Origin of the sequence: Thioalkalivibrio nitratireducens DSM 14787 (genome assembly GCF_000321415.2) — a bacterium.
GTDB classification, from domain to species: domain Bacteria; phylum Pseudomonadota; class Gammaproteobacteria; order Ectothiorhodospirales; family Ectothiorhodospiraceae; genus Thioalkalivibrio; species Thioalkalivibrio nitratireducens.
Map to the genome: position 1 here is coordinate 2,953,292 of NC_019902.2, position 18,934 is coordinate 2,972,225.

The 18,934-nt window shown below is 65.3% G+C and carries 15 protein-coding genes and 1 pseudogene; 7 read left to right on the forward strand and 9 right to left on the reverse strand.

The annotated features are described in order from the left end of the window. Positions 1 to 727: 727 nt before the first annotated feature. Positions 728 to 844 (reverse strand): annotated as a pseudogene (locus TVNIR_RS20800) (transposase); the annotation flags it as partial. A gap of 183 nt (positions 845 to 1,027) precedes the next feature. Between TVNIR_RS20800 and TVNIR_RS13565 the strand changes: the two are divergent. After that, positions 1,028 to 2,737 carry a serine hydrolase domain-containing protein gene (locus TVNIR_RS13565; protein WP_015259616.1) on the forward strand — a complete coding sequence of 570 codons (1,710 nt, stop codon included), beginning with the start codon at positions 1,028 to 1,030 and terminating at the stop codon, positions 2,735 to 2,737. 256 nt (positions 2,738 to 2,993) lie between these two features. Here the strand turns inward: TVNIR_RS13565 and TVNIR_RS19220 are convergent, their stop codons facing one another. Next, on the reverse strand, positions 2,994 to 4,673 hold the full coding sequence (locus TVNIR_RS19220; protein ID WP_015259617.1) for a DUF262 domain-containing protein: 1,680 nt from the start codon (positions 4,671 to 4,673) through the stop codon (positions 2,994 to 2,996). Between the two features lie 58 nt (positions 4,674 to 4,731). Between TVNIR_RS19220 and TVNIR_RS13570 the strand changes: the two genes are divergently transcribed. Together TVNIR_RS13570 and TVNIR_RS13575 are read left to right on the forward strand one after the other, a co-directional pair. Further along, positions 4,732 to 5,589: a tyrosine-type recombinase/integrase gene (locus TVNIR_RS13570; protein ID WP_015258445.1), complete on the forward strand. Its 858-nt coding sequence runs from the start codon at positions 4,732 to 4,734 to the stop codon at positions 5,587 to 5,589. Next, positions 5,582 to 6,715, forward strand: a complete 1,134-nt coding sequence (locus tag TVNIR_RS13575; protein ID WP_015258446.1) for an IS91 family transposase — start codon at positions 5,582 to 5,584, stop codon at positions 6,713 to 6,715. Before TVNIR_RS13570 ends, TVNIR_RS13575 begins: the two co-directional genes overlap by 8 nt. Positions 6,716 to 6,998: 283 nt before the next feature. Here TVNIR_RS13575 and TVNIR_RS19845 read toward each other — a convergent pair whose 3' ends face one another. Further along, the gene (locus tag TVNIR_RS19845; RefSeq protein WP_157092282.1) at positions 6,999 to 7,640 is read right to left on the reverse strand and encodes a hypothetical protein; all 642 of its coding nucleotides are present in this window, start codon (positions 7,638 to 7,640) and stop codon (positions 6,999 to 7,001) included. A 21-nt stretch (positions 7,641 to 7,661) separates the two neighbouring features. Here TVNIR_RS19845 and ispG point away from each other — a divergent pair, with 21 nt between their 5' ends. Then, positions 7,662 to 8,903, forward strand: a complete 1,242-nt coding sequence (gene ispG, locus TVNIR_RS13585; protein WP_015259619.1) for a flavodoxin-dependent (E)-4-hydroxy-3-methylbut-2-enyl-diphosphate synthase — start codon at positions 7,662 to 7,664, stop codon at positions 8,901 to 8,903. Positions 8,904 to 9,057: 154 nt separating this feature from the next. On the opposite strand, the gene ribBA is transcribed toward ispG, so the two are convergent. The 5 genes from ribBA to glyA all read right to left on the reverse strand — a co-directional run bounded on the left by ribBA (position 9,058) and on the right by glyA (position 14,043). After that, entirely contained in the window at positions 9,058 to 10,167 is a 1,110-nt protein-coding gene (gene ribBA, locus TVNIR_RS13590) for a bifunctional 3,4-dihydroxy-2-butanone-4-phosphate synthase/GTP cyclohydrolase II (protein WP_015259621.1), read from the reverse strand. Positions 10,168 to 10,196: 29 nt separating this feature from the next. Then, a complete protein-coding gene (locus TVNIR_RS13595) occupies positions 10,197 to 10,877 on the reverse strand; it encodes a riboflavin synthase (protein WP_015259622.1) in 681 nt (226 codons plus the stop codon). Between the two features lie 198 nt (positions 10,878 to 11,075). Then, positions 11,076 to 12,230 (reverse strand): bifunctional diaminohydroxyphosphoribosylaminopyrimidine deaminase/5-amino-6-(5-phosphoribosylamino)uracil reductase RibD, encoded by a 1,155-nt coding sequence (gene ribD, locus TVNIR_RS13600; protein WP_015259623.1) that lies wholly within the window; start codon positions 12,228 to 12,230, stop codon positions 11,076 to 11,078. Positions 12,231 to 12,240: 10 nt separating this feature from the next. Then, positions 12,241 to 12,774 carry a transcriptional regulator NrdR gene (gene nrdR, locus TVNIR_RS13605; protein WP_015259624.1) on the reverse strand — a complete coding sequence of 178 codons (534 nt, stop codon included), beginning with the start codon at positions 12,772 to 12,774 and terminating at the stop codon, positions 12,241 to 12,243. A 9-nt stretch (positions 12,775 to 12,783) separates the two neighbouring features. Then, complete coding sequence (glyA, locus tag TVNIR_RS13610; protein WP_015259625.1) at positions 12,784 to 14,043, reverse strand: serine hydroxymethyltransferase; 1,260 nt, start codon at positions 14,041 to 14,043, stop codon at positions 12,784 to 12,786. A gap of 163 nt (positions 14,044 to 14,206) precedes the next feature. Here glyA and TVNIR_RS13615 point away from each other — a divergent pair, with 163 nt between their 5' ends. Together TVNIR_RS13615 and TVNIR_RS13620 are read left to right on the forward strand one after the other, a co-directional pair. Next, complete coding sequence (locus TVNIR_RS13615) at positions 14,207 to 15,193, forward strand: TAXI family TRAP transporter solute-binding subunit (RefSeq protein ID WP_015259627.1); 987 nt, start codon at positions 14,207 to 14,209, stop codon at positions 15,191 to 15,193. Positions 15,194 to 15,212: 19 nt separating this feature from the next. After that, positions 15,213 to 17,945, forward strand: coding sequence for a TRAP transporter permease (locus TVNIR_RS13620; protein ID WP_015259628.1), 2,733 nt, complete (start codon positions 15,213 to 15,215; stop codon positions 17,943 to 17,945). Between the two features lie 64 nt (positions 17,946 to 18,009). Here TVNIR_RS13620 and TVNIR_RS13625 read toward each other — a convergent pair whose 3' ends face one another. Next, a complete protein-coding gene (locus TVNIR_RS13625; RefSeq protein WP_043739764.1) occupies positions 18,010 to 18,219 on the reverse strand; it encodes a dodecin in 210 nt (69 codons plus the stop codon). Positions 18,220 to 18,416: 197 nt separating this feature from the next. Here TVNIR_RS13625 and TVNIR_RS13630 point away from each other — a divergent pair, with 197 nt between their 5' ends. Continuing rightward, positions 18,417 to 18,809 carry a DUF302 domain-containing protein gene (locus TVNIR_RS13630; protein ID WP_015259630.1) on the forward strand — a complete coding sequence of 131 codons (393 nt, stop codon included), beginning with the start codon at positions 18,417 to 18,419 and terminating at the stop codon, positions 18,807 to 18,809. The last annotated feature ends 125 nt before the right edge of the window (positions 18,810 to 18,934 follow it).

Below are 18,934 nucleotides of genomic sequence, written 5' to 3' on the forward strand. Positions count from 1 at the left end.
TCCTGCGGGATCGCCCGCCAGGTCCATCCCCCCGTCCGAGCCCATCCGGGAGGTGACTTATGATCCGCAACACACTTCGCGCTTTCTCGGCATTCCTCGCCCTCGCACTCTTGCTAGCCACAGTACCAACCGCGCAGTCCCAAACGACCTTTCGCGCGCAGACCGAAACGGAGCGGATTTGCGCGGCGGAAAATTTCGCTCGCAGCGAAGGGCGCGCGGTCGCAAGGATCCCGCGGGAACAAATGGCGGCCTTGCAGAATTGGTGTCGGCAATCCGCTGCACGAGACGTCCCGGCATCGGGGCGTACGGGCCCCATGACGCTCGCCGCGCCGGGTGGAGGGCAAGGCCTCTGGTGCCCGCCATTCTCGACCAAGTGCTATTGCTGGAACGGCCCGCACTGGAAAGGCTGCGACAACTTCGCCGCTCACTGCACCGATGGGCTGACCTGCGGCCCCTTTGGCAAGAGTTGTCACTGCACTTCGAAGTGACATCGCCACACCATCTCCAAGGAGCGCCTGGTCAACCCCGCGCCACCAGACTCGGTGGCGCGGGGGATAGCTGCAACTGTCAATGACTGCCCCCGGGGTCAGATCAGGCATATCGCCCACGCACACATCGCCGGGTGTGACCGCCGTAGGCGTGAGGGGAACCCGGGGTCGTCCGCTTACAGTGCCGGAGCCGGGATTTTCGGATCCTCGGGTCGGCGGAAGAAGGTATTTCGCAGGATGCTTAGCCCGGAATGGACATCCTCCCCGCACAGATACGCCCGCCGCACACAGCACGAGACGACGTGGTACCAAGGGGTATCGCTCCGACTGACCAGACTGGAACGCGGTTGCGGCATCTCCCTGCCTCCTTTTCGGTTCGAATCCATACAAACGCCGACGCTGAAAGCCTACGACCCCACCACCGCGAGGGCCAAAAACGTGGGGGGCTGCATATAGTGTGCCCGTGACGCAATTCGCAGGCTCCAGCACAATGGCGTCGAACCTGCCCGAAGAGCGGGGACGCGCACCGGAGGCTGCCCATGTGCCACCTGGCCCGACTCGCGGCCGTACTGGGGATGACCTTGCTGTCCATCACCCTGCTGATTCCACACCCGGCATCGGCCGACAGCGGAAGCCGGCCCGTCGCGGGACTGCCGCCCCCGGCCGCCGCGTTGATCAATGCGTTCGTCGTCCGCCACATGGAAGCGCTCGGGACGCCGGGCCTGACGCTGGCACTGACCGACAGCGAAGGGCTGGTTCACGAGTTCCATTACGGCTACTCGAACCTGGAGACCGGCGAGCCGGTCACTGCGCAGACGCTGTTCCCGATCGGGTCGATCTCCAAGGCCTTGACGGCACTTCTCGCGCTGCAGTTCTCTGGCGAGAAACGCATCGACATCGACAGCAGCATCGGGGACCACCTTCCCTGGCTCGATCCGCCCTCGTCGCTGTCGCGCATCACTGTGCAGCACCTGCTCAGCCACACATCAGGACTGCCCACCGACCGCGACGACATCCCGAGTTCCCCCTACCGCGTGCTCGCCGCCCGTGACCTGCCAACGACAACGCCGCCCGGCGAGCGTTTCCATTACTCGAACGTCGGCTACCAGCTGCTCGGCTACCTGCTCGAGGAAGTCGGCGGCCGGCCCTTCGCAGAACTGCTGCGCGAGCGTGTGTTCGAGCCGGTGGGCATGCACGCGAGTGAACCGGCGATCACCCATCAGGCGCGGGCCCGGATTGCGGTGGGCTACGTGTCGAAGTACTCCGACCGGCCTCCCCAGCCCAGTGATCCGCTGGTTCCGGCACCCTGGTTCGAGTACGGCGATGCCGATGGCGGCATTGCTGCGACCGGCCGTGATCTTGCGGTCTTCCTGGGAATGCTCCTGAACCACGGAATCACTCCGGACGGAGGGCGCATCGTGGATGAACAGTCGTTCCGCATGATGACAACCTGCGCGACCCCGCCCCGCGGACCCAGCTGTCACGGCCTCGGTCTCGAAATCGGCGCGCAGGGAACCATCGGTCACTACGGTGCGATGATCGGACATTCGGCGCAGATGCTCGGGGATCTGCCGAATGGCATCGGCGCCGTCGTCATGCTGAACGGGCCGGGGGATCCGACCGCGGTCGCCGCGTTTGCGCTGGAGGTGCTGCGGGCGTCGCGGGCTCGCGACCCCCTGCCACGACTGCCGCGGATCGACCCAACCCGGGTACCACACGCGGCGCAGTACGCGGGTCGGTATCGCTCCCCCGACGGGGACGGATTCGACCTCGTGGCTCGCGGCGGGCGACTGTACCTGGTTCAGGGGAACCGGAGCGTTCGACTGCAGCGTCGCGGTGAGGACCGCTTTCTGGCCCCTATTCCGCGCTTCGAGCAGTTTCTGCTCGGCTTCGAACGCTCCGCGGGAACGGTGACCCATGCCACCCACGGGGCGCAGTGGTATGTGACCGCGCGGTATCCGGGGCCATGGGAATTCGATCTGCCCGAAGACTGGCTTGCCTATCCCGGGCGGTATCAGTCCTGGAGCCCCTGGATTCCCGAGCGCCGCGTGATCCACCGCCGCGGCCAGTTGCTGCTGATTCAGCCCAGCGGCCGCGAACAACGACTCGAACCGCTCGAGCATACCGGGTGGTTCCGCGTTCCCGAGGCTCAAGGCGGAGAAACCGTCCATTTTCGCGATGTCGTGGATGGGCGTGCACTTCGAGTCAACGTCGACGGCGTAGATCTATACCGTAGCGCCCTGCGCTGACGGCTTGCCGCGGGTAACACTCACGACTGCCGGCTGGGAAGGGGTCACCCTTCAGATTCACCACGCGTTGGAACCACGCATCGCCCTCGCCTTGTCATTGCGCCCCACTGGGGTCACCGAGGAGTGTTGACGATCGGCGTTGCGGCAGCGCCCGGAGAAACAGGCTGCCGCGAAGCGGCTTAGTTCAACGCCTTGCTCACCGGTAAATTATGAGCGCAGCGAGTGATTTATCCGGGTGTAGCAATTTGTTATACGCTTACTCAGTCGGATCCACATCTGAATCATCTATTTCTTCTGGAGACACCTCTATTAGACCTTCCGAATTCACACCAGATAGCCTTTCAGCAATTGCATGCAAATAGATTGCTCTAGCAGATAAAAATGAATCATAGTCATCATTAAGTGCAGCATCGAGAGCTGCTTCTGGGACTAAATTGCTTCCCAATCGTTCAACTAGCGCTTCTCTACCATCCGATTCGATTATCTTATTCAAGTAGTCACTGGGTGCGCTAGCAGAGATCGCGATATTAGATTTAGAAGTTAACAGTATAATATTACCCGGAACATTACTTCTCGATGCTTTAACACCATTCTTGCTCAAATACGCTTGCGGAAAAAAATGGTGGAACTCCTTATCATTCGACCAAGCTAAAGACTTGTCTATATCTATCCGCTGTCCAGTCACGATATCCAGCGGATTTTTCGTTGTAAACATTAAAGCAATCATTTTTGATATCGCACTATTTGCACGAAACGGCTTCGCTGCCCATAAAGACGCAGTAGGTACTGACGCAGTTACATCAATTGAAGCAGAAGAGCCAGTAGCAAAGTCCCTGATTGCTTTTGCATCAGTAGCCATTTGACCACTATCCCACCCACTAAAGTAACCAGATAAAGTGGTCAACCAAAACCATCTTTTCAATTCAGCCCGTTGGCTAGCATCTGGATTAGACAAGACTCTAAACAATTCGACTAAGACTGCAAACTGATTAGCATAGGGTAAAGCCTCAGCGCGAGGTGCCCCTACTTCTGTGCTCAAAAAATCTACGGCCAATTGTGCAGCGCTTTTTATCTGCTCTGCACAGGTATGAAGCGTGTCAGGTTCTAAATGCCTTAAAGAATCAATACTCCCTGAGGAAAAGTCACTTCCACTAGCAGCACCCAGACACCGTAAGAAAGTTTTATTCTCGAAAGAGTGAAACCTTTTCTCCTCAAGGGAGGTTTTAATAGACTCGATGGTTTTCCCGAGGTCGAATTCTGGGCTCCACGTTGCAGCTCGCATCAGATCATAAATCGTGAGCCTAGTGCCGGTAGAGTTAATCCTCTCAAAAACCGGAGCAACATCATTAATAGACATATCGCCTAGAGTGACTAGAGGTAGCTGATAATCTTTGAACCTATTGAATAATAGATCTGCAACGCTTCTTAGGGCTGAATCATCAATAACTGATATTTTTCGAAAGTATTCAGCTGGATCGGATAAGCGGCGTATAGGTATTTGGTGAGCAGGTAGTTCATCAATGTGATCGATATGGCTAAATTTTTCGTTTCGCAAATCGAAAATCACATTCCAGATGCTTTTCGGATCACCTGGCTCCCAATGCAAGCACCCGCAGATAGTTGATAACCTTTGCTGTCCATCAAGCAAATAATTAACAGGGTAATTCTGACTTCGCTCACCAACCTCTAGATCTGCGATTGACCGCTTACTTGCAAGCTCCTGACTAGATTCCCACAAAAGAGCGCTGCCGATGGGGTAGTTTCTATATATTGAATCCAATAGCTCCAATATTTGCTTTCTCTTCCAGACAAATGGCCGCTGAAACTCCGGAAGAATAATATCTCCTACCAAAACCCTATTGGCCAGCTGTTCAATCCTTTCTGCCGTTGAACTAAGCCGCTTCGCGGCAGCCTGCTTCTCCGGGCGCTGACGCAACGCCGATCGTCAACACTCCTTGGTGACCCCTGTGGGTCGCAATGACAAGGAGAGGACGATGACACCGTTACGGCAGCAGATGATCGATGCCATGCGCCAGCGTGGCTTTGCAGAACGCACGCAACGCAGTTACCTGTGGGCAGTACGGGACCTGGCTCGATTCCACCGACGTTCTCCTGCGGAACTGGGCGTTCCTGAACTTGAGCACTATTTCCGGCACCTGGCGCTGGAGCGCGGGTTGTCCGGGGCCACCTGCCGGTTGCACCGGAACGGGATCCGCTTTCTGTACCTGAAGGTGTTGCAGTGGTCGGCCTTCGACGTGCCCTTTGTGGTACCCAAGCGCGCGCAGCGGATTCCGGAGTTGCTGACCCGGCAGGAGGTCGTGCGGATCCTGGACGCGTGTGCCAACCCGAAGCACCGGATGTTGCTGAAGATCTGTTACGCCTGTGGCCTGCGGGTCAGCGAGGTGGTGGCGTTGCGGGTGCGCGACATCGACGGCGAGCGCGGTCTGCTACGGGTCGAGCAGGGCAAGGGGGCGAAGGACCGGCTGGTGCCGGTGTCGCCGACGCTGTTGACGGAGTTGCGGCGGTACTGGGTGCTGTTCCGGCCGACCGAGTGGCTGTTCCCGGCGGGGCGGGACCGGTGTACACCGCTGAGCATCAGCAGTGCCCAGCGCGTGTTCAGTCGGGCCAAGGCGACGGCGGGCATCGCCAAGATCGGTGGCATTCATGGGCTGCGCCACGCCTATGCCACGCATCAGCTCGAGGCGGGGCTACCGGTGCATCGCCTGCAGCGGGTTCTTGGCCATGGGCACCTGCAGTCGACGCTGCGCTATCTGCATTGGGTGCCCGAACGTCGCCCGGAGGCGGGCGGACCCGTGGATCTGGTGGCGGGATTGGCGGTGCGTCATGGCTGAACCGGCGACGCTGCAACACGCCCTGGACCGGTTCCTGCACGAAGAGACGCTGGACGGCCACCGGCGCCGGGTGTGCCAACACCTGAAGGCCTGCCGCACCGAGGCGCTGGGCGGGATGCAGGTGCAGTGCGAGGCCTGCGGCTGGGAGCAGCCGTGGTATCACGGCTGCCGGGACCGGCACTGCCCGCAGTGCCAGACCCGCGCGACCCGGGTCTGGGCCGAACGCCAGCAGGAGGCGCTCCTGCCGGTGCGCTACTTCCACGTGGTGTTCACCCTGCCGCATGCTCTGAACGGCTGGGTGCAGTTGCACCCCGAGGTGCTCTACCGGCAGTTGTTCCAGGTGACTTGGGACACCCTGCGCCGCTTCGGTCAGGATCGCCGCCGCCTCGGCGGCGAGCTGGGTATGACCGCAGTGCTGCACACCTGGGGCCAGAACCTCAGCCAGCACGTGCACCTGCACTGCCTGATCCCCGGCGGGGCGCTCCAGGCGGACGGCCACTGGAAGCCGAGCCAAGGCAATACCCTGTTCCCGGTCCGGGCCTTGTCCCGGCGCTTTCGCGGGGCGATGGTCGCGGCCCTGCGCCGGGCTGCCGACGACGGCGTATTGCACCGGGTCACCCGACCGGGCGAGATCGACGCGGTACTCGACCGGCTGATGGCCACCGAGTGGGTGGTCTACGCCAAGGACTGTCTCGATCACACATCCACGGTGGTCGACTACCTGGCGCGTTACACGCATCGGATCGCGATCCACAACGCGCGCATCCTCGACATCGATGCCAAGGACGTCACTCTGCGCTACACCGACTACCGCGACCACGACCGACCCAAGGTGATGCGTTTGGAAGGCGAGGAGTTCGTGCGCCGCTTTCTGCTGCACATCCTGCCCAAAGGACTCATGCGCGTGCGGCATTACGGTTTCCTCGCCAACCGCTGCCGGCGGACCAAGCTCCCGCGTATCCGCAGCGCGTTGCATGTACCGCCACCCGCCACGAGCGATGCCCCGGAAGGCCGGTCTGAGCCCACGACCTACCCATGTCCCCGATGCCGGGTCGGTCGGGTGTGCGTGATCACGGTACTGCGCCCGCGACCAAACCGAACCGACATCCCGGAGCACCGACGATGACCTCGGCCTGACGGGTAAGAACCGCCGGCTCCCTTGCGTCGCCCCTTGGAAAAGGGGCGGCGCTGGCCCGTCTGTGTATGCGACTGGATCTCAGCAGAAAACGGGGCTACCGTACAAGACATTGGAGCCTTCAGGGAGCCCGACCATGATCACGACCGGACGCAAGGACTGCCCCGAGGCTCGATACTGGGTTCCTTTGACCCCCATCCCGGCGCGCACTGAATACAATCCCCTTTACATGAACGTGTGTGCCAGCCCATGGGCGGCCCAGTCCAACAGACGTTTATCCGCCATGCTGCGCACGCCGGATAAACGCTAATCTGATATGCAGATTCTGTATAACACGATTCGCGGTTCCTTTGTCGTAGCAACCGTACGATCGCCTCTGCCCGACCACGATCGGCACCGAACCCATTGGCTCGGCCGTCGCGCTCACTCTGAGCCCCCCTTCGCTGCCCCGTTGCTGGAATATAGCCCATGCGGTGCGGTCATCCTCTTCGCGATCGGGTTTGTGGAAGGGGGCGCGATATTCGATGGTGCGCTCGACGGGGCCATCAGGGAGGGTGGCGTCGAGGAAGGCCGAGGAAGATCTTTGTGACGGTACCTTCCTTAAGGTCGCGGATGTCTTCCCAGCCGAGCGGATGTTCTTCTGGCTGCGGGTTGGGGTGTGGATGCCGTAGCGGATGCCTTCGTCGCGGTTGGCCTTGCGGGCCTTGCGCGGGAGGCCAACGACGAGGAGGCCTTTGCTGGGGGTGAAGACGATACGGCCGCGGGCGTCGTATCCGTTGTCGGCTTCGCACTGGGTTCGGGGCGGTTGAACGCCTTCGAACAGGATCGCGGCCTCGGCCCGGCGCGGCATGCGCGGCGGCCGCCGTGATGGCTTTTTGCGGCCGATGGAAACTGCGGCGACAATGGCGGCACGCATCCCTTGGACCACGGCACCCCTGTGAACTCCTCCATCACCCGGCATTCCACCACGCCCGTTCGGGTCGGCCACGTAACCGTCGGCGGCGACGCGCCGATCGTCGTGCAGTCGATGACCAACACCGACACCGCCGATGCGGTGCGCACCGCAATCCAGGTCGCCGAGCTGGCCCGCGCGGGCTCGGAACTGGTGCGCATCACGGTGAATACCGAGGCAGCGGCGGCGGCGGTGCCGGAGATCCGCGAGCGCCTGGCGCAGATGGGTCTGGACGTGCCGCTGGTCGGCGATTTCCATTTCAACGGCCACAAGCTGCTGGCGAAATACCCGGCCTGCGCCGACGCGCTGGCGAAGCTGCGCATCAATCCGGGGAACGTCGGGTGCGGGTCGAAGCGCGACCGCCAGTTCGAGGCGATGATCGAGGTGGCCTGCCGCTACGACAAGCCGGTGCGCATCGGCGTGAACTGGGGCAGCCTGGACCAGGCAGTGCTCGCGCGGCTGCTGGACGAGAACGCCGCGCGCCCCGAGCCCATGCCGCTGGAGGATGTGACCCGCGAGGCATTGATCGCGTCGGCGCTCGAGAGCGCTGCGCAGGCCGAGGCCCTCGGGCTGCCGCACGACCGGATCGTCCTGTCGGCCAAGGTCAGCGGTGTGCAGCCGCTGATTCGCGTATACCGCGATCTCGCCGCGCGCTGCGATTATCCGCTGCATCTCGGGCTGACCGAGGCGGGCATGGGCGCGAAGGGGATCGTCGCGTCGACTGCGGCGCTCGCGGTGCTGCTGCAGCAGGGCATCGGCGACACCATCCGGATCTCGCTGACCCCGGAGCCCGGCGGCGATCGCACGCAGGAGGTGATCGTCGCGCAGGAGATCCTGCAAAGCCTCGGTCTGCGCAGCTTCCTGCCGTCGGTGATCGCCTGCCCGGGCTGCGGGCGGACCTCCAGCGACTATTTCCAGCGCCTCGCGCAGGACATCCAGGGTTTCATCCGGCACCAGATGCCGGACTGGAAGAAGCGCTACCCGGGCGTCGAGGAGATGACCGTGGCGGTGATGGGCTGCGTGGTGAACGGCCCCGGCGAGAGCAAGCACGCGAACATCGGCATCAGCCTGCCCGGCACCGGCGAGGTGCCGGTGGCGCCGGTGTACGAGGACGGCGAGAAGACCGTGACGCTGAAGGGCGAGCGCATCGCCGAGGAATTCCAGGCGCGCGTCGAGGCGTATATCGAGCGCCGCTACGGGCACCGGGACGACGCGGTCCGGCCGTGAGTGCCCGAGGGTCCGGCGGGCGGCCGCGGCACCGCACCCGGGAAGGCGCCGCCGTTCGCGGGCACCCCGGCTGGCCGGCGGGTTCGTTCGCCGGGCGGCAGCAACGAACGCCGGCTTCGCATCGCGACGCCATGGCCGGCGCCGCGGGCGGGGCTCAGGCGTCCTTCACGTAGTCGACGACTTCCAGGCCGAAGCCACCGAGGCCATGGAAGCGTTTCGGGGCCGACAGCAGGCGCATCTTCCCTACCCCGACGTCCGCCAGGATCTGCGCGCCGATACCGTACATGCGCCAGTCCGCCGAAGTCTGCACCGGCGGACGCAGGTCGGCGTGACCGCCGGCGAGGTCGTGCAGGCGCCGGATCAGCGTTTCGGATGATTCCGACTTGCGCAGCACCACCGCGACCCCGGAACCCGCCTCGTCGATGCGGCGCAGCGCGTCGTCCAGCGGCCAGCCGCAGTCGGGACCGGTAAAGCCGAGGGTGTCGCAGATCGTCTGTTCCAGGTGCACGCGCACCAGCGTCGGTTCACTGGCTTTCGGGTGCCCGCGCACCAGCGCGAAGTGCAGGCCGTGGTCGACCTCGTCCTGAAACGCGATCAGCCGAAACACGCCATGGGCGGTGGGCAGGTCCAGTTCGGCCGTGCGGCGCACGGTCTTCTCGTTCTCGATGCGGTAGCGGATCAGACTCTCGATGGTGCCCATCTTCAGCCCGTGCTCGGCGCAGAAGCGCTCGAGGTCGGGGCGCCGGGCCATGCTGCCGTCCTCGTTCAGGATCTCGACGATCACCGCGGCCGGTTCGGCCCCGGCGAGACGCGCAAGGTCGCAGCCGGCCTCGGTGTGGCCGGCACGCACCAGCACCCCGCCCGGCTGGGCCATCAGCGGAAACACGTGCCCGGGCTGGATGATGTCCTCGGGCCGGGCGTTCGGAGCCACCGCGGTACGGATCGTGTGCGCCCGGTCGTAAGCGGAAATGCCGGTGGTCACGCCTTCGGCCGCCTCGATCGACACCGTGAAGTTGGTGGCATGCAGGTCGTTGGTGTCGGTCACCATCAGCGGCAGCGCCAGCTGGCGGCAGCGTTCGCGGGTCAGCGTCAGACAGATCAGGCCACGGCCGTACTTGGCCATGAAGTTCACGTCCTCGGGCCGAACGTGCGAGGCGAGCATCAGCAGATCGCCCTCGTTCTCGCGGTCCTCGTCGTCCACGATCACCACCATGCGCCCCGCGCGCAGTTCGTCGAGGATCTCCTCGGTACTGGCAAATTCCATGTGTCGGTTCCGTCGGAGGCCCAGCGCGGTCAGTCGCGCGGGCCGGAATGGTTGGGAAAACCCTGCTCGGCGAGCCAGGACTCGGACAGCCCCCCGGCACTGCCCGGCTGCGCGGCACGCTCGCCGAGCATCAGGCGCTCAAGGTAGCGGGCGATCAGATCGACCTCGAGATTCACCCGAGTGCCCACCCGGTACACCGAGAAACGGGTCAGGCTCCAGGTGTGGGGGATGATGTTGACGTCGAAACTGGCGCCGTCGACCGCGTTCACGGTCAGGCTGGTTCCGTCGATGGTGATCGAACCCTTCGCGGCGATATAGCGCGCCAGCGGATCCGGTGCGCGGAAACGCACCCGGGTCGAACGCGCGTCCGGCTGCATCGAGACCAACTCGCCCACGCCGTCGACATGGCCCGAGACGAGGTGCCCGCCGAGACGCGTATTCAACGTCAGCGCCCGCTCCAGGTTCACCCGGTCGCCGATCGCGAGGTCGCCCAGTGTGGTCACGCCCAGGCTCTCGCGGCTCACGTCGGCCGCGAATTGCCCGCCCTCGAGCGCAGTGACGGTCAGGCACACGCCGTTGACCGAGATCGAGTCGCCGAGTTGCGTATCGGAAAGGTCCATTCCCGGAGCGCGCACCTTCAGGCGCAGGTCGCCGCCACGCGGCTCCAGTGCCGCGATGGTGCCCAGGGTCTCGATGATTCCAGTGAACATCTAGTGGTGCCGCCTGCCCAGCGATGGGGGGATGGAAAAACCCGGAAACAGTAAATGATACCGGGGAGCAGTGCGTGGGACCATGCGGAAACCGGGGTTGAACACACCCGCGCTACGGATCCGCTCGGGTAGCCGGGCCCGGGGGTGCCGACACCGGAGGCACACCAATCCGGCGCAGGGCGCGGCGTCGTCGCCCGCTTACACGGGCGGGAGCGGCCAGGCCCGCAGGCGCAGGGCGTCGCCGACCCGGTCGCAGGCGAACAGGTCGAGTTCGGCCCGCTCGTCCATATGCTGGAGCGGCCAGTCCAGCAGCGGGCGCGCTCCGGAACCCATCAGGCAGGGCGCGAGGTACAGCAGCCATTCGTCAACCAGCCCGCAGCGAGCCAGGGCCCCGGCAAGGCCCGCGCCAGCTTCCACGTGCAGTTCGTTGACCTCGCGCTCGCCGAGTTGGTCCAGCACGGCGCCCAGATCCAGCTGACCGTCATCCCGTTCGGGTGCGGCCTCGACCTCCGCCCCCCGCAGGCGCAGATCCCGGGCCTTGTCCGACGCCGCGCGCTCGGCGGTGGTGAACACGACCACGGGTCCCTCGTCATCGAACAGGCGCGCGGACCGCGGGGTCTGCAGTCTGGAATCGATCACCACCCGCGGGGGGTGGCGCGGCGCGGCATCCGCGAGTTCGGGATATCGGTCCGGGGCATGGCCATCATCGGCCAGCAGCTCGGCCGGGGTCAGGCGTACGGTCAGGCGCGGATCGTCCGCGAGCACCGTGCCGCTACCGGTCAGGATCGCCCCAGCCCGAGCACGCCAGTGCTGTACGTCGCGCCGCGCGGCCGGGCCGGTGATCCAGCGGGAATCGCCAGAAGCCATTGCGGTGCGACCGTCGAGGCTGGACGCGAGCTTGACCCGGACCCAGGGCCGACCGCTCTGCATGCGCCGGACGAAACCGGGATTCAGCCGCCGGGCCTCGAACTCGAGCATACCGGAGCGCACCTCGATGCCGGCGGCACGCAGGCGTTCCACGCCCCGCCCGGCGACGTGGGGGTTCGGATCCTGCATCGCGATCACGACCCGCGCCACTCCGGCTGCGATCAGCGCATCGGCGCAGGGCGGGGTCCGGCCATGATGGGAACAGGGTTCCAGTGTGACGTATACGGTGGCACCCCTTGCCCGCTCGCCAGCGGCGCGCAGCGCGTGGATCTCCGCGTGCGGCTCCCCGGCGCGCCAGTGGACACCCTCGCCGATGATGGCGCCATCACGTACGGCAACGCTGCCGACCCTGGGATTCGGGTCGGTGGTATAAAGACCAAGGTGCGCCAGCTGCAAGGCGCGTGCCATGAACCGTTCGTCGCTCATGCGGGTTCCTTCAAGGCTCGGACTCGGGGGCCGGGGGTTCCGTTCCCTCGTCGATCAGGCGCAGCTGGGACCGGCGCATCTCCGGGGTCAGCTCCTGTTCCAGGCGTTCGACCGCTTCGCGGAAGGATTGCACGTTCGCGAAGCTCAGGTAGACCGAGGCGAAGCGAATATAGGCCACCTGGTCCAGCGAACGCAGTTCCTCCATCACCCATTCGCCGATACGGTCGGAACGGATCTCGCGGGCACCGTAGGCGGCGAGCCGGCGCTTGATCCGTTCGATCGCGGCCTCGACCTCGTCGGTGTGCACCGGGCGCTTGTGCAGTGCCAGCGTCAGGCCGGCACGGAGCTTGCTTTCGTCGAACGCGACCCGCTCGCCGCTGCGCTTGACGACGCGCGGCATGCTGAACTCGGCGCGCTCGAAGGTGGTGAAACGGGCGCCGCAGGCCTGGCATTCGCGGCGCCGCCGGATCTGATCCTGCTCCGATCCGGCCACGCGCGAGTCCACGACCCGCGTGTCGTCCGCGCCGCAGGCCGGGCAGCGCATCGCCTGGGCCTATTCGCCCTGGCCGTAGACCGGGAACCGGGCACAGACATCGAGCACCTTCGTGCGCACCGCCTCGATCACCGCCGGGTTTTCGTGATCGTCGAGCACATCGGCGATCCAGTTCGCGAGATCCCGGCACTCGGTCTCGCCGAAGCCGCGGGTGGTCACCGCCGGGGTCCCGATGCGGATGCCGCTGGTCACGAACGGCGACTGCGGGTCGTTCGGCACCGCGTTCTTGTTCACGGTGATGTTCGCCGCGCCCAGTGCCGCGTCGGCCGCCTTTCCGGTCATTCCCTTGTCGATCAGGCTGAGCAGGAACAGGTGGTTGTCGGTGCCGCCCGAGACGACGCTGTAGCCGCGTTCCATCAGCGTGCTGGCCATGGTGCGGGCATTCGCGACCACCTGTTGCTGGTAGTCGCGGAAGCCGGGCTCCAGCGCCTCCTTGAACGCGACGGCCTTGGCCGCGATCACGTGCATCGCCGGGCCGCCCTGAGTGCCGGGGAACACCAGCGACTGGAACTTCTTCTCGAGTTCCGGATTCGCTTTCGCGAGGATGATACCGCCGCGGGGCCCCCGCAGCGTCTTGTGTGTGGTCGAGGTCACCACATGCGCGTGCGGCACCGGGTTCGGATAGACGCCCGCGGCGATCAGCCCCGAGACGTGGGCCATGTCGACCATCAGGTACGCGCCCACCTGGTCGGCGATCGCGCGGAAACGGGCCCAGTCCATCACCCGCGAGTAGGCCGAGAAACCGGCAACGATCATCTTCGGCCGGTGCTCCAGCGCCAGGCGTTCGATCTCGTCGTAGTCGAGCAGCCCCTGGTCGTCGATCCCGTACTGCACCGCATGGTAGATCTTGCCGGAGAAGTTGACCCGGGCCCCGTGCGTCAGGTGCCCGCCGTGCGCCAGGCTCATGCCGAGCACCGTGTCGCCCGGCTCGAGCAGCGCCATGTATACCGCGGCATTCGCCTGCGAGCCGGAATGCGGCTGCACGTTCGCGTAGTCGGCGTCGAACAGCTGCTTGACCCGATCGATCGCGAGGGTTTCGGCGATGTCGACGTACTCGCAGCCGCCATAGTAACGCTTGCCCGGGTAGCCCTCGGCATACTTGTTGGTGAGCACCGAGCCCTGCGCCTCCAGCACCCGGGGGCTGGCGTAGTTCTCCGATGCGATCAGCTCGATGTGCTCCTCCTGGCGCCGGGCCTCGCCTTCGATTGCGGACCAGAGTTCAGGATCGTAGCCATTGATGCTCATATGGATGGAAAACATGCGATGCACTCCCGGAATCGGAGGGTGAAGGGGAAAACGAGGGGCACGAATATACTGTATTCCGGCCCCGCTGGCAGGCCCGCGCGTCACCATGGGGTTTGCCTCCGGCACCCGAATGGGGTTTGAATCGCGCTTCCGGACCGTTTTCAGACGGAGAGACAGCATGCAGAAGACCCTACTCGGACCTGGCATCCATCTGGTTGCCGGCATCGCGCTGGCACTCGGGCTGAGCGCCGCCGCAGGCGCCGATCAGCGCTTCATCACGATCGGCACCGGTGGCGTCACCGGCGTGTATTACCCCACCGGGCAGAACATCTGCCGGCTGGTGAACCGGGACCAGGCGGTTCACGGCATGCGCTGCAATGCCGAGAGCACCGGAGGTTCGGTATTCAACCTCAACTCGATCGCGGTCGGGGAAATGGATTTCGGCGTCGCCCAGTCGGACTGGCAGCACCATGCCTACCACGGCACCGACCGTTTCGCCGACCTGGGGGAGAACCGCGAACTCCGGGCGGTGTTCTCGCTGCACCCGGAGCCGTTCACCGTGCTGGTTCGGGCTGAAAGCGATATCGAGTCGTTCGACGACATCGTCGGCAAGCGCGTGAACGTGGGCAACCCGGGCTCCGGGCAGCGCGGCACGGTGGAACGCCTGATGGCCGAATATGGCTGGAGCATGGATGACTTCGCACTCGCCTCCGAGCTGCCCTCGCGCGAACAGGGGCAGGCCCTGTGCGACAACCGCATCGACGTGATTCTGTTCACCGTGGGACATCCCTCGGCCGCGATCCAGGAGCCGATCGCGACCTGCGACGCACGCCTGATCCCGGTTGCCGGGCCGATTGTCGACACGCTGGTGAACGAAACCCCCTACTATTTTCACGCCACGATTCCGGCCGGGATGTACCCGCACCAGGATCAGGACATCGCCACCTTCGGTGTCGGCGCCACACTGGTGACTTCGACGCAGACCACCGAGAACGCCGTCTACCACCTCACCCGCGCGGTATTCGAGAACTTCGATACGTTCCGCGGCATGCATCCGGCCTTCGCGGTGCTGGATCCGGATTCGATGGTCAGCCAGGGGCTGTCGGCGCCGCTGCACGACGGTGCGGTACGTTACTACCGCGAGTCGGGAATGATCCAGGACTGACGCTGCACGGCTGCATACCATGAGCGGGGGCCGCACCGAGGCCGACCGGGCCGGGGCGGTGGTCCTGGCCGAGCACATGGAGACCGGGGCACGTCGCCCCGGCCGGGTCGTCGGCTTCGTGGTCGCGGCCACCGCGCTGGCCTGGTCGCTGTTCCAGCTCTGGATCGTCTCGCCAGTCCCGTACAGCCTGGGGTTCGGGGTGATCCCCGAGACCCAGGCCCGCTCGATCCATCTGGCCTTCGCAGTCTTCCTGGCGTTCCTGCTGTTTCCCGCGCGCCTCCCGTCGCGCCCCGGGCCGCGCATCACGGCCGGGTTCTACCTGCTGTTGGCGCTGGGGTTGTGGCTGCTCGCCTGGCAGCAGCACCAGGCGGAGCAACCCTGGGTGCCGGTCTACCTGCTGATGGGGGGCGTGGCGCTCGCGCTGGCCTGGCCGGCCTGGCGACCCGCACCGCTGGAACGGATTCCGTGGGTCGACTGGCTGTTTGCGCTCGCCGCGGCGCTCACCGCCGGCTACCTGTTCCTGCTCCACCAGGAGCTCGCCCAGCGTCCCGGGCGTCCGATCCTGTCGGACATGATCGCGGCCGGTCTCGGAATGCTGCTGCTGCTCGAGGCCACCCGCCGCGTACTGGGGCCGGCGCTGATGGTGATCGCCGGCGTTTTCCTGGTGTACACCTTCGCCGGCCCCTGGATGCCGGATCTGCTGGCGCACCGCGGCGCGTCGTTCGGGCGCGCGATGTCGCAGCAGTGGCTGTCGAACGAGGGCGTGTTCGGGATCGCGCTGGGGGTCTCGACCAGTTTCGTGTTCCTGTTCGTGCTGTTCGGCGCCCTGCTGGAAAAGGCCGGCGCGGGCGGCTATTTCATCCGCGTGGCGTTCGCGCTGCTCGGGCACTTGCGCGGCGGGCCGGCGAAGGCAGCCGTGGTCGCGTCGGGGCTGACCGGCGTCGTGTCCGGCTCGTCGATCGCAAACGTGGTCACCACCGGCACGTTCACCGTGCCGCTGATGAAACGCACCGGGTTTCCCGCGGCGAAGGCGGGCGCGGTGGAGGTCGCGAGTTCGGTGAACGGTCAGTTGATGCCGCCGGTGATGGGGGCCGCGGCGTTCCTGATGGTCGAATATGTCGGCATCCCCTACGTGGAAGTGATCAAGCACGCCTTCCTGCCGGCACTGATCGCCTACCTCGCGCTGCTCTACATCGTGCACCTCGAGGCCTGCAAGGCGGGGCTCGAGGGACTGCCGCGGCGCAGCAACCGCACCGTACTGCGCACCGGGCTGGTGCTGGGGCTTTCGGTCAGCGGCCTGCTGGTGCTGGCCGGGCTGGTCTACTATGGCCTCGGCTGGATCAAGACGCTGGCGGGCGATCACTCGTTCTTCGTGATCGGCGGGCTGATCGGGCTCGCGTACCTGGGGCTGCTGTGGCTGGCCTGCCGCGTGCCGGCGTCGCACGCGGAACTGGATCCCGAAATCCGCAAACTGCCCGACCCCGGCCCGACGATCCAGGGCGGCCTGCATTACCTGCTGCCGGTCATCGTGCTGATCTGGGCGCTGGTGGTGGAACGACTGTCGCCCGGGCTGTCGGCGTTCTGGGCGGTACTTTTCCTGATCGGCATCCTGCTCACACAGCGCCCGCTGATGCTGTTCTTCCGCGGCCAACGCGGGCATGTACGCGCCACGGTGGCGGGTATTCTCGACCTCGGGCACGGGCTGGTGCAGGGGGCACGCAATATGATCGGGATCGGCGTGGCCACGGCCGCCGCCGGGATCATCGTCGGCACGGTGGCGATGACCGGCATTGGCCTGGTGATGACCGACCTGGTCGAGTGGCTGTCCGGGGGGCACCTGCTGCTGATGCTGCTGCTGACTGCGGTGATCTGCCTGGTACTGGGCCTGGGCCTGCCGACCACCGCGAACTACATCATCGTCGCCACATTGATGGCGCCGGTGATCGTCGATCTCGCGGCCCAGAACGACTTGCTGATCCCGCTGATCGCGGCGCACCTGTTCGTGTTCTATTTCGGCATCATGGCCGACGTCACGCCCCCGGTCGGCCTCGCCTCGTTCGCCGCCGCGGCGGTGGCGCGGGCGGACCCGATCCGCACCGGCATCCAGGCCTTCTGGTACAGCCTGCGGACCGTCACGCTGCCGTTCGTGTTCGTGTTCAACACCCAGCTGTTGCTGATCGGCGTCGACAGCCTGTGGCAGCTCGCGCTGACGTTCTTCGGTTCACTGACCGGCATCCTGGTATTCGCGGCGGCCACGCAGCACTACCTGCTGGTGCGCAACCGGGTCTGGGAAACGGCACTGCTGCTGGTGGTAGCACTAACGCTGCTGGTGCCGGGAGTCTGGATGGACCGCCTGCACACCCCGCTGACCGCTCTCCCCGCAGCCGAGGTGCAGGCGGCGGCCGAGGCCGCACCCGCCCAGGGGCATCTGCGGCTGGAAGTGTCGGGCTATGATCTCCACGGCAAGGAAGTCACCCGGCGCGTGATGCTGCCGCTGGGCGATCGGGGACCGGGGCAGCAGCGCCTGACCGATGCCGGCCTGGGGCTGATGGTCTTCGACGAGCAAGTGAACGTGAGTTTCGTGCGTTTCGGCTCCCCGGCCGAACGCCTCGGGCTGGAATCCGGCGCGCGCATCACCGCGGTGTTCGTTCCCGCCGACCGCCCGGCTCCGGAGTGGTTCTTCCTGCCCGCGTTATTTCTCCTCGCCGTGGTCACCTGGATCCAGCGCCAACGCGCCCCTGCGTCCCCGTAGGTTGTGCCGACGCAGGAGGCGCGACACGCAACGCTGGATCGATGTCCACCGCCGGGACAGGCTGCTAGTCTTCGAGGCGGAACCCGATCTTGACCGTGACCTGCCAGTGCGCGATGCCGCCGTCGACGATGTGACCGCGGGTCTCCGTCACCTCGAACCAGTCCATGTGGCGGACGGTCTTCGCGGCGCGGGCGATCGCATTGCGCACCGCATCGTCGCTGCCTTGGCTCGAGGATCCGGTCAGTTCCAGCATCTTGTAGACATGGTCGGACATCATCATCTCCTGATCGGTATACAGGGAAATACGGAATCGGTGCCGGCCGGTCGGCCTAGCCCCAGTGAGTGTAGTGCGTCACAATCCGGTCCGCCGGCACGCCCGGACGACTGCGCAACGGCCTGCGCTGACCGATGCAGCGGCAGTTGCCCGGAGCCCCCTTCACCCACCCATCGGACATCGACGAGGCAAGACATATGTATGGATTCAACGTCACCCTGAACACCACGGTCCCGGAGGCCATCCAGCGCGTCACCGACGCCCTGGCCACCGAGGGCTTCGGCGTGCTCACTGAAATCGACGTCGCCGGCACCCTGAAAAAGAAACTCGACCTGGAGCGCCGCCCCTATCACATCCTGGGTGCGTGCAACCCGAAGCTGGCCGCCCAGGCACTCGAGGCCGATCCCGACATCGGCCTGCTGCTTCCCTGCAATGTGGTGGTGCGCGAGGAAGCGAACGGCGAGGTGACCGTCGGCTTCATGGACCCGGTCGCCGTTCTCGGCCTGGTCGAGCAGGAAGGTGTCGCCAGTCTGGCGAACGAGGTGCGCTCGCGCCTGGAACGGGTGCGCGACCTCCTCACCTCGGTTTGACCGGGTTTCTGGCGCCGGGCCCGGCGCACCGCGGGTGCTGTGCCTGCTGCGCTGGCACAGCCTACGGGGTAGAGCGGCGCGAACGCCGTAGGTGCTGCCGGAGGCACAGCGGGGTTCGTCGGGGC

What these genes read in the sequence shown, in the direction of transcription:
- TVNIR_RS13595 (WP_015259622.1), bottom strand. Translation starts at nt 10,877, where the DNA reads ATGTTCACTGGAATCATCGAGACCCTGGGCACCATCGCGGCACTGGAG.
- ribBA (WP_015259621.1), bottom strand. Translation starts at nt 10,167, where the DNA reads ATGGAATTTGCCAGTACCGAGGAGATCCTCGACGAACTGCGCGCGGGG.
- TVNIR_RS13630 (WP_015259630.1), top strand. Translation starts at nt 18,417, where the DNA reads ATGTATGGATTCAACGTCACCCTGAACACCACGGTCCCGGAGGCCATC.
- TVNIR_RS19845 (WP_157092282.1), bottom strand. Translation starts at nt 7,640, where the DNA reads ATGCGTGCCGCCATTGTCGCCGCAGTTTCCATCGGCCGCAAAAAGCCA.
- TVNIR_RS13620 (WP_015259628.1), top strand. Translation starts at nt 15,213, where the DNA reads ATGAGCGGGGGCCGCACCGAGGCCGACCGGGCCGGGGCGGTGGTCCTG.
- nrdR (WP_015259624.1), bottom strand. Translation starts at nt 12,774, where the DNA reads ATGCGCTGCCCGGCCTGCGGCGCGGACGACACGCGGGTCGTGGACTCG.
- glyA (WP_015259625.1), bottom strand. Translation starts at nt 14,043, where the DNA reads ATGTTTTCCATCCATATGAGCATCAATGGCTACGATCCTGAACTCTGG.
- ribD (WP_015259623.1), bottom strand. Translation starts at nt 12,230, where the DNA reads ATGAGCGACGAACGGTTCATGGCACGCGCCTTGCAGCTGGCGCACCTT.
- TVNIR_RS13615 (WP_015259627.1), top strand. Translation starts at nt 14,207, where the DNA reads ATGCAGAAGACCCTACTCGGACCTGGCATCCATCTGGTTGCCGGCATC.
- TVNIR_RS13570 (WP_015258445.1), top strand. Translation starts at nt 4,732, where the DNA reads ATGACACCGTTACGGCAGCAGATGATCGATGCCATGCGCCAGCGTGGC.
- TVNIR_RS13575 (WP_015258446.1), top strand. Translation starts at nt 5,582, where the DNA reads ATGGCTGAACCGGCGACGCTGCAACACGCCCTGGACCGGTTCCTGCAC.
- TVNIR_RS13565 (WP_015259616.1), top strand. Translation starts at nt 1,028, where the DNA reads ATGTGCCACCTGGCCCGACTCGCGGCCGTACTGGGGATGACCTTGCTG.
- TVNIR_RS13625 (WP_043739764.1), bottom strand. Translation starts at nt 18,219, where the DNA reads ATGTCCGACCATGTCTACAAGATGCTGGAACTGACCGGATCCTCGAGC.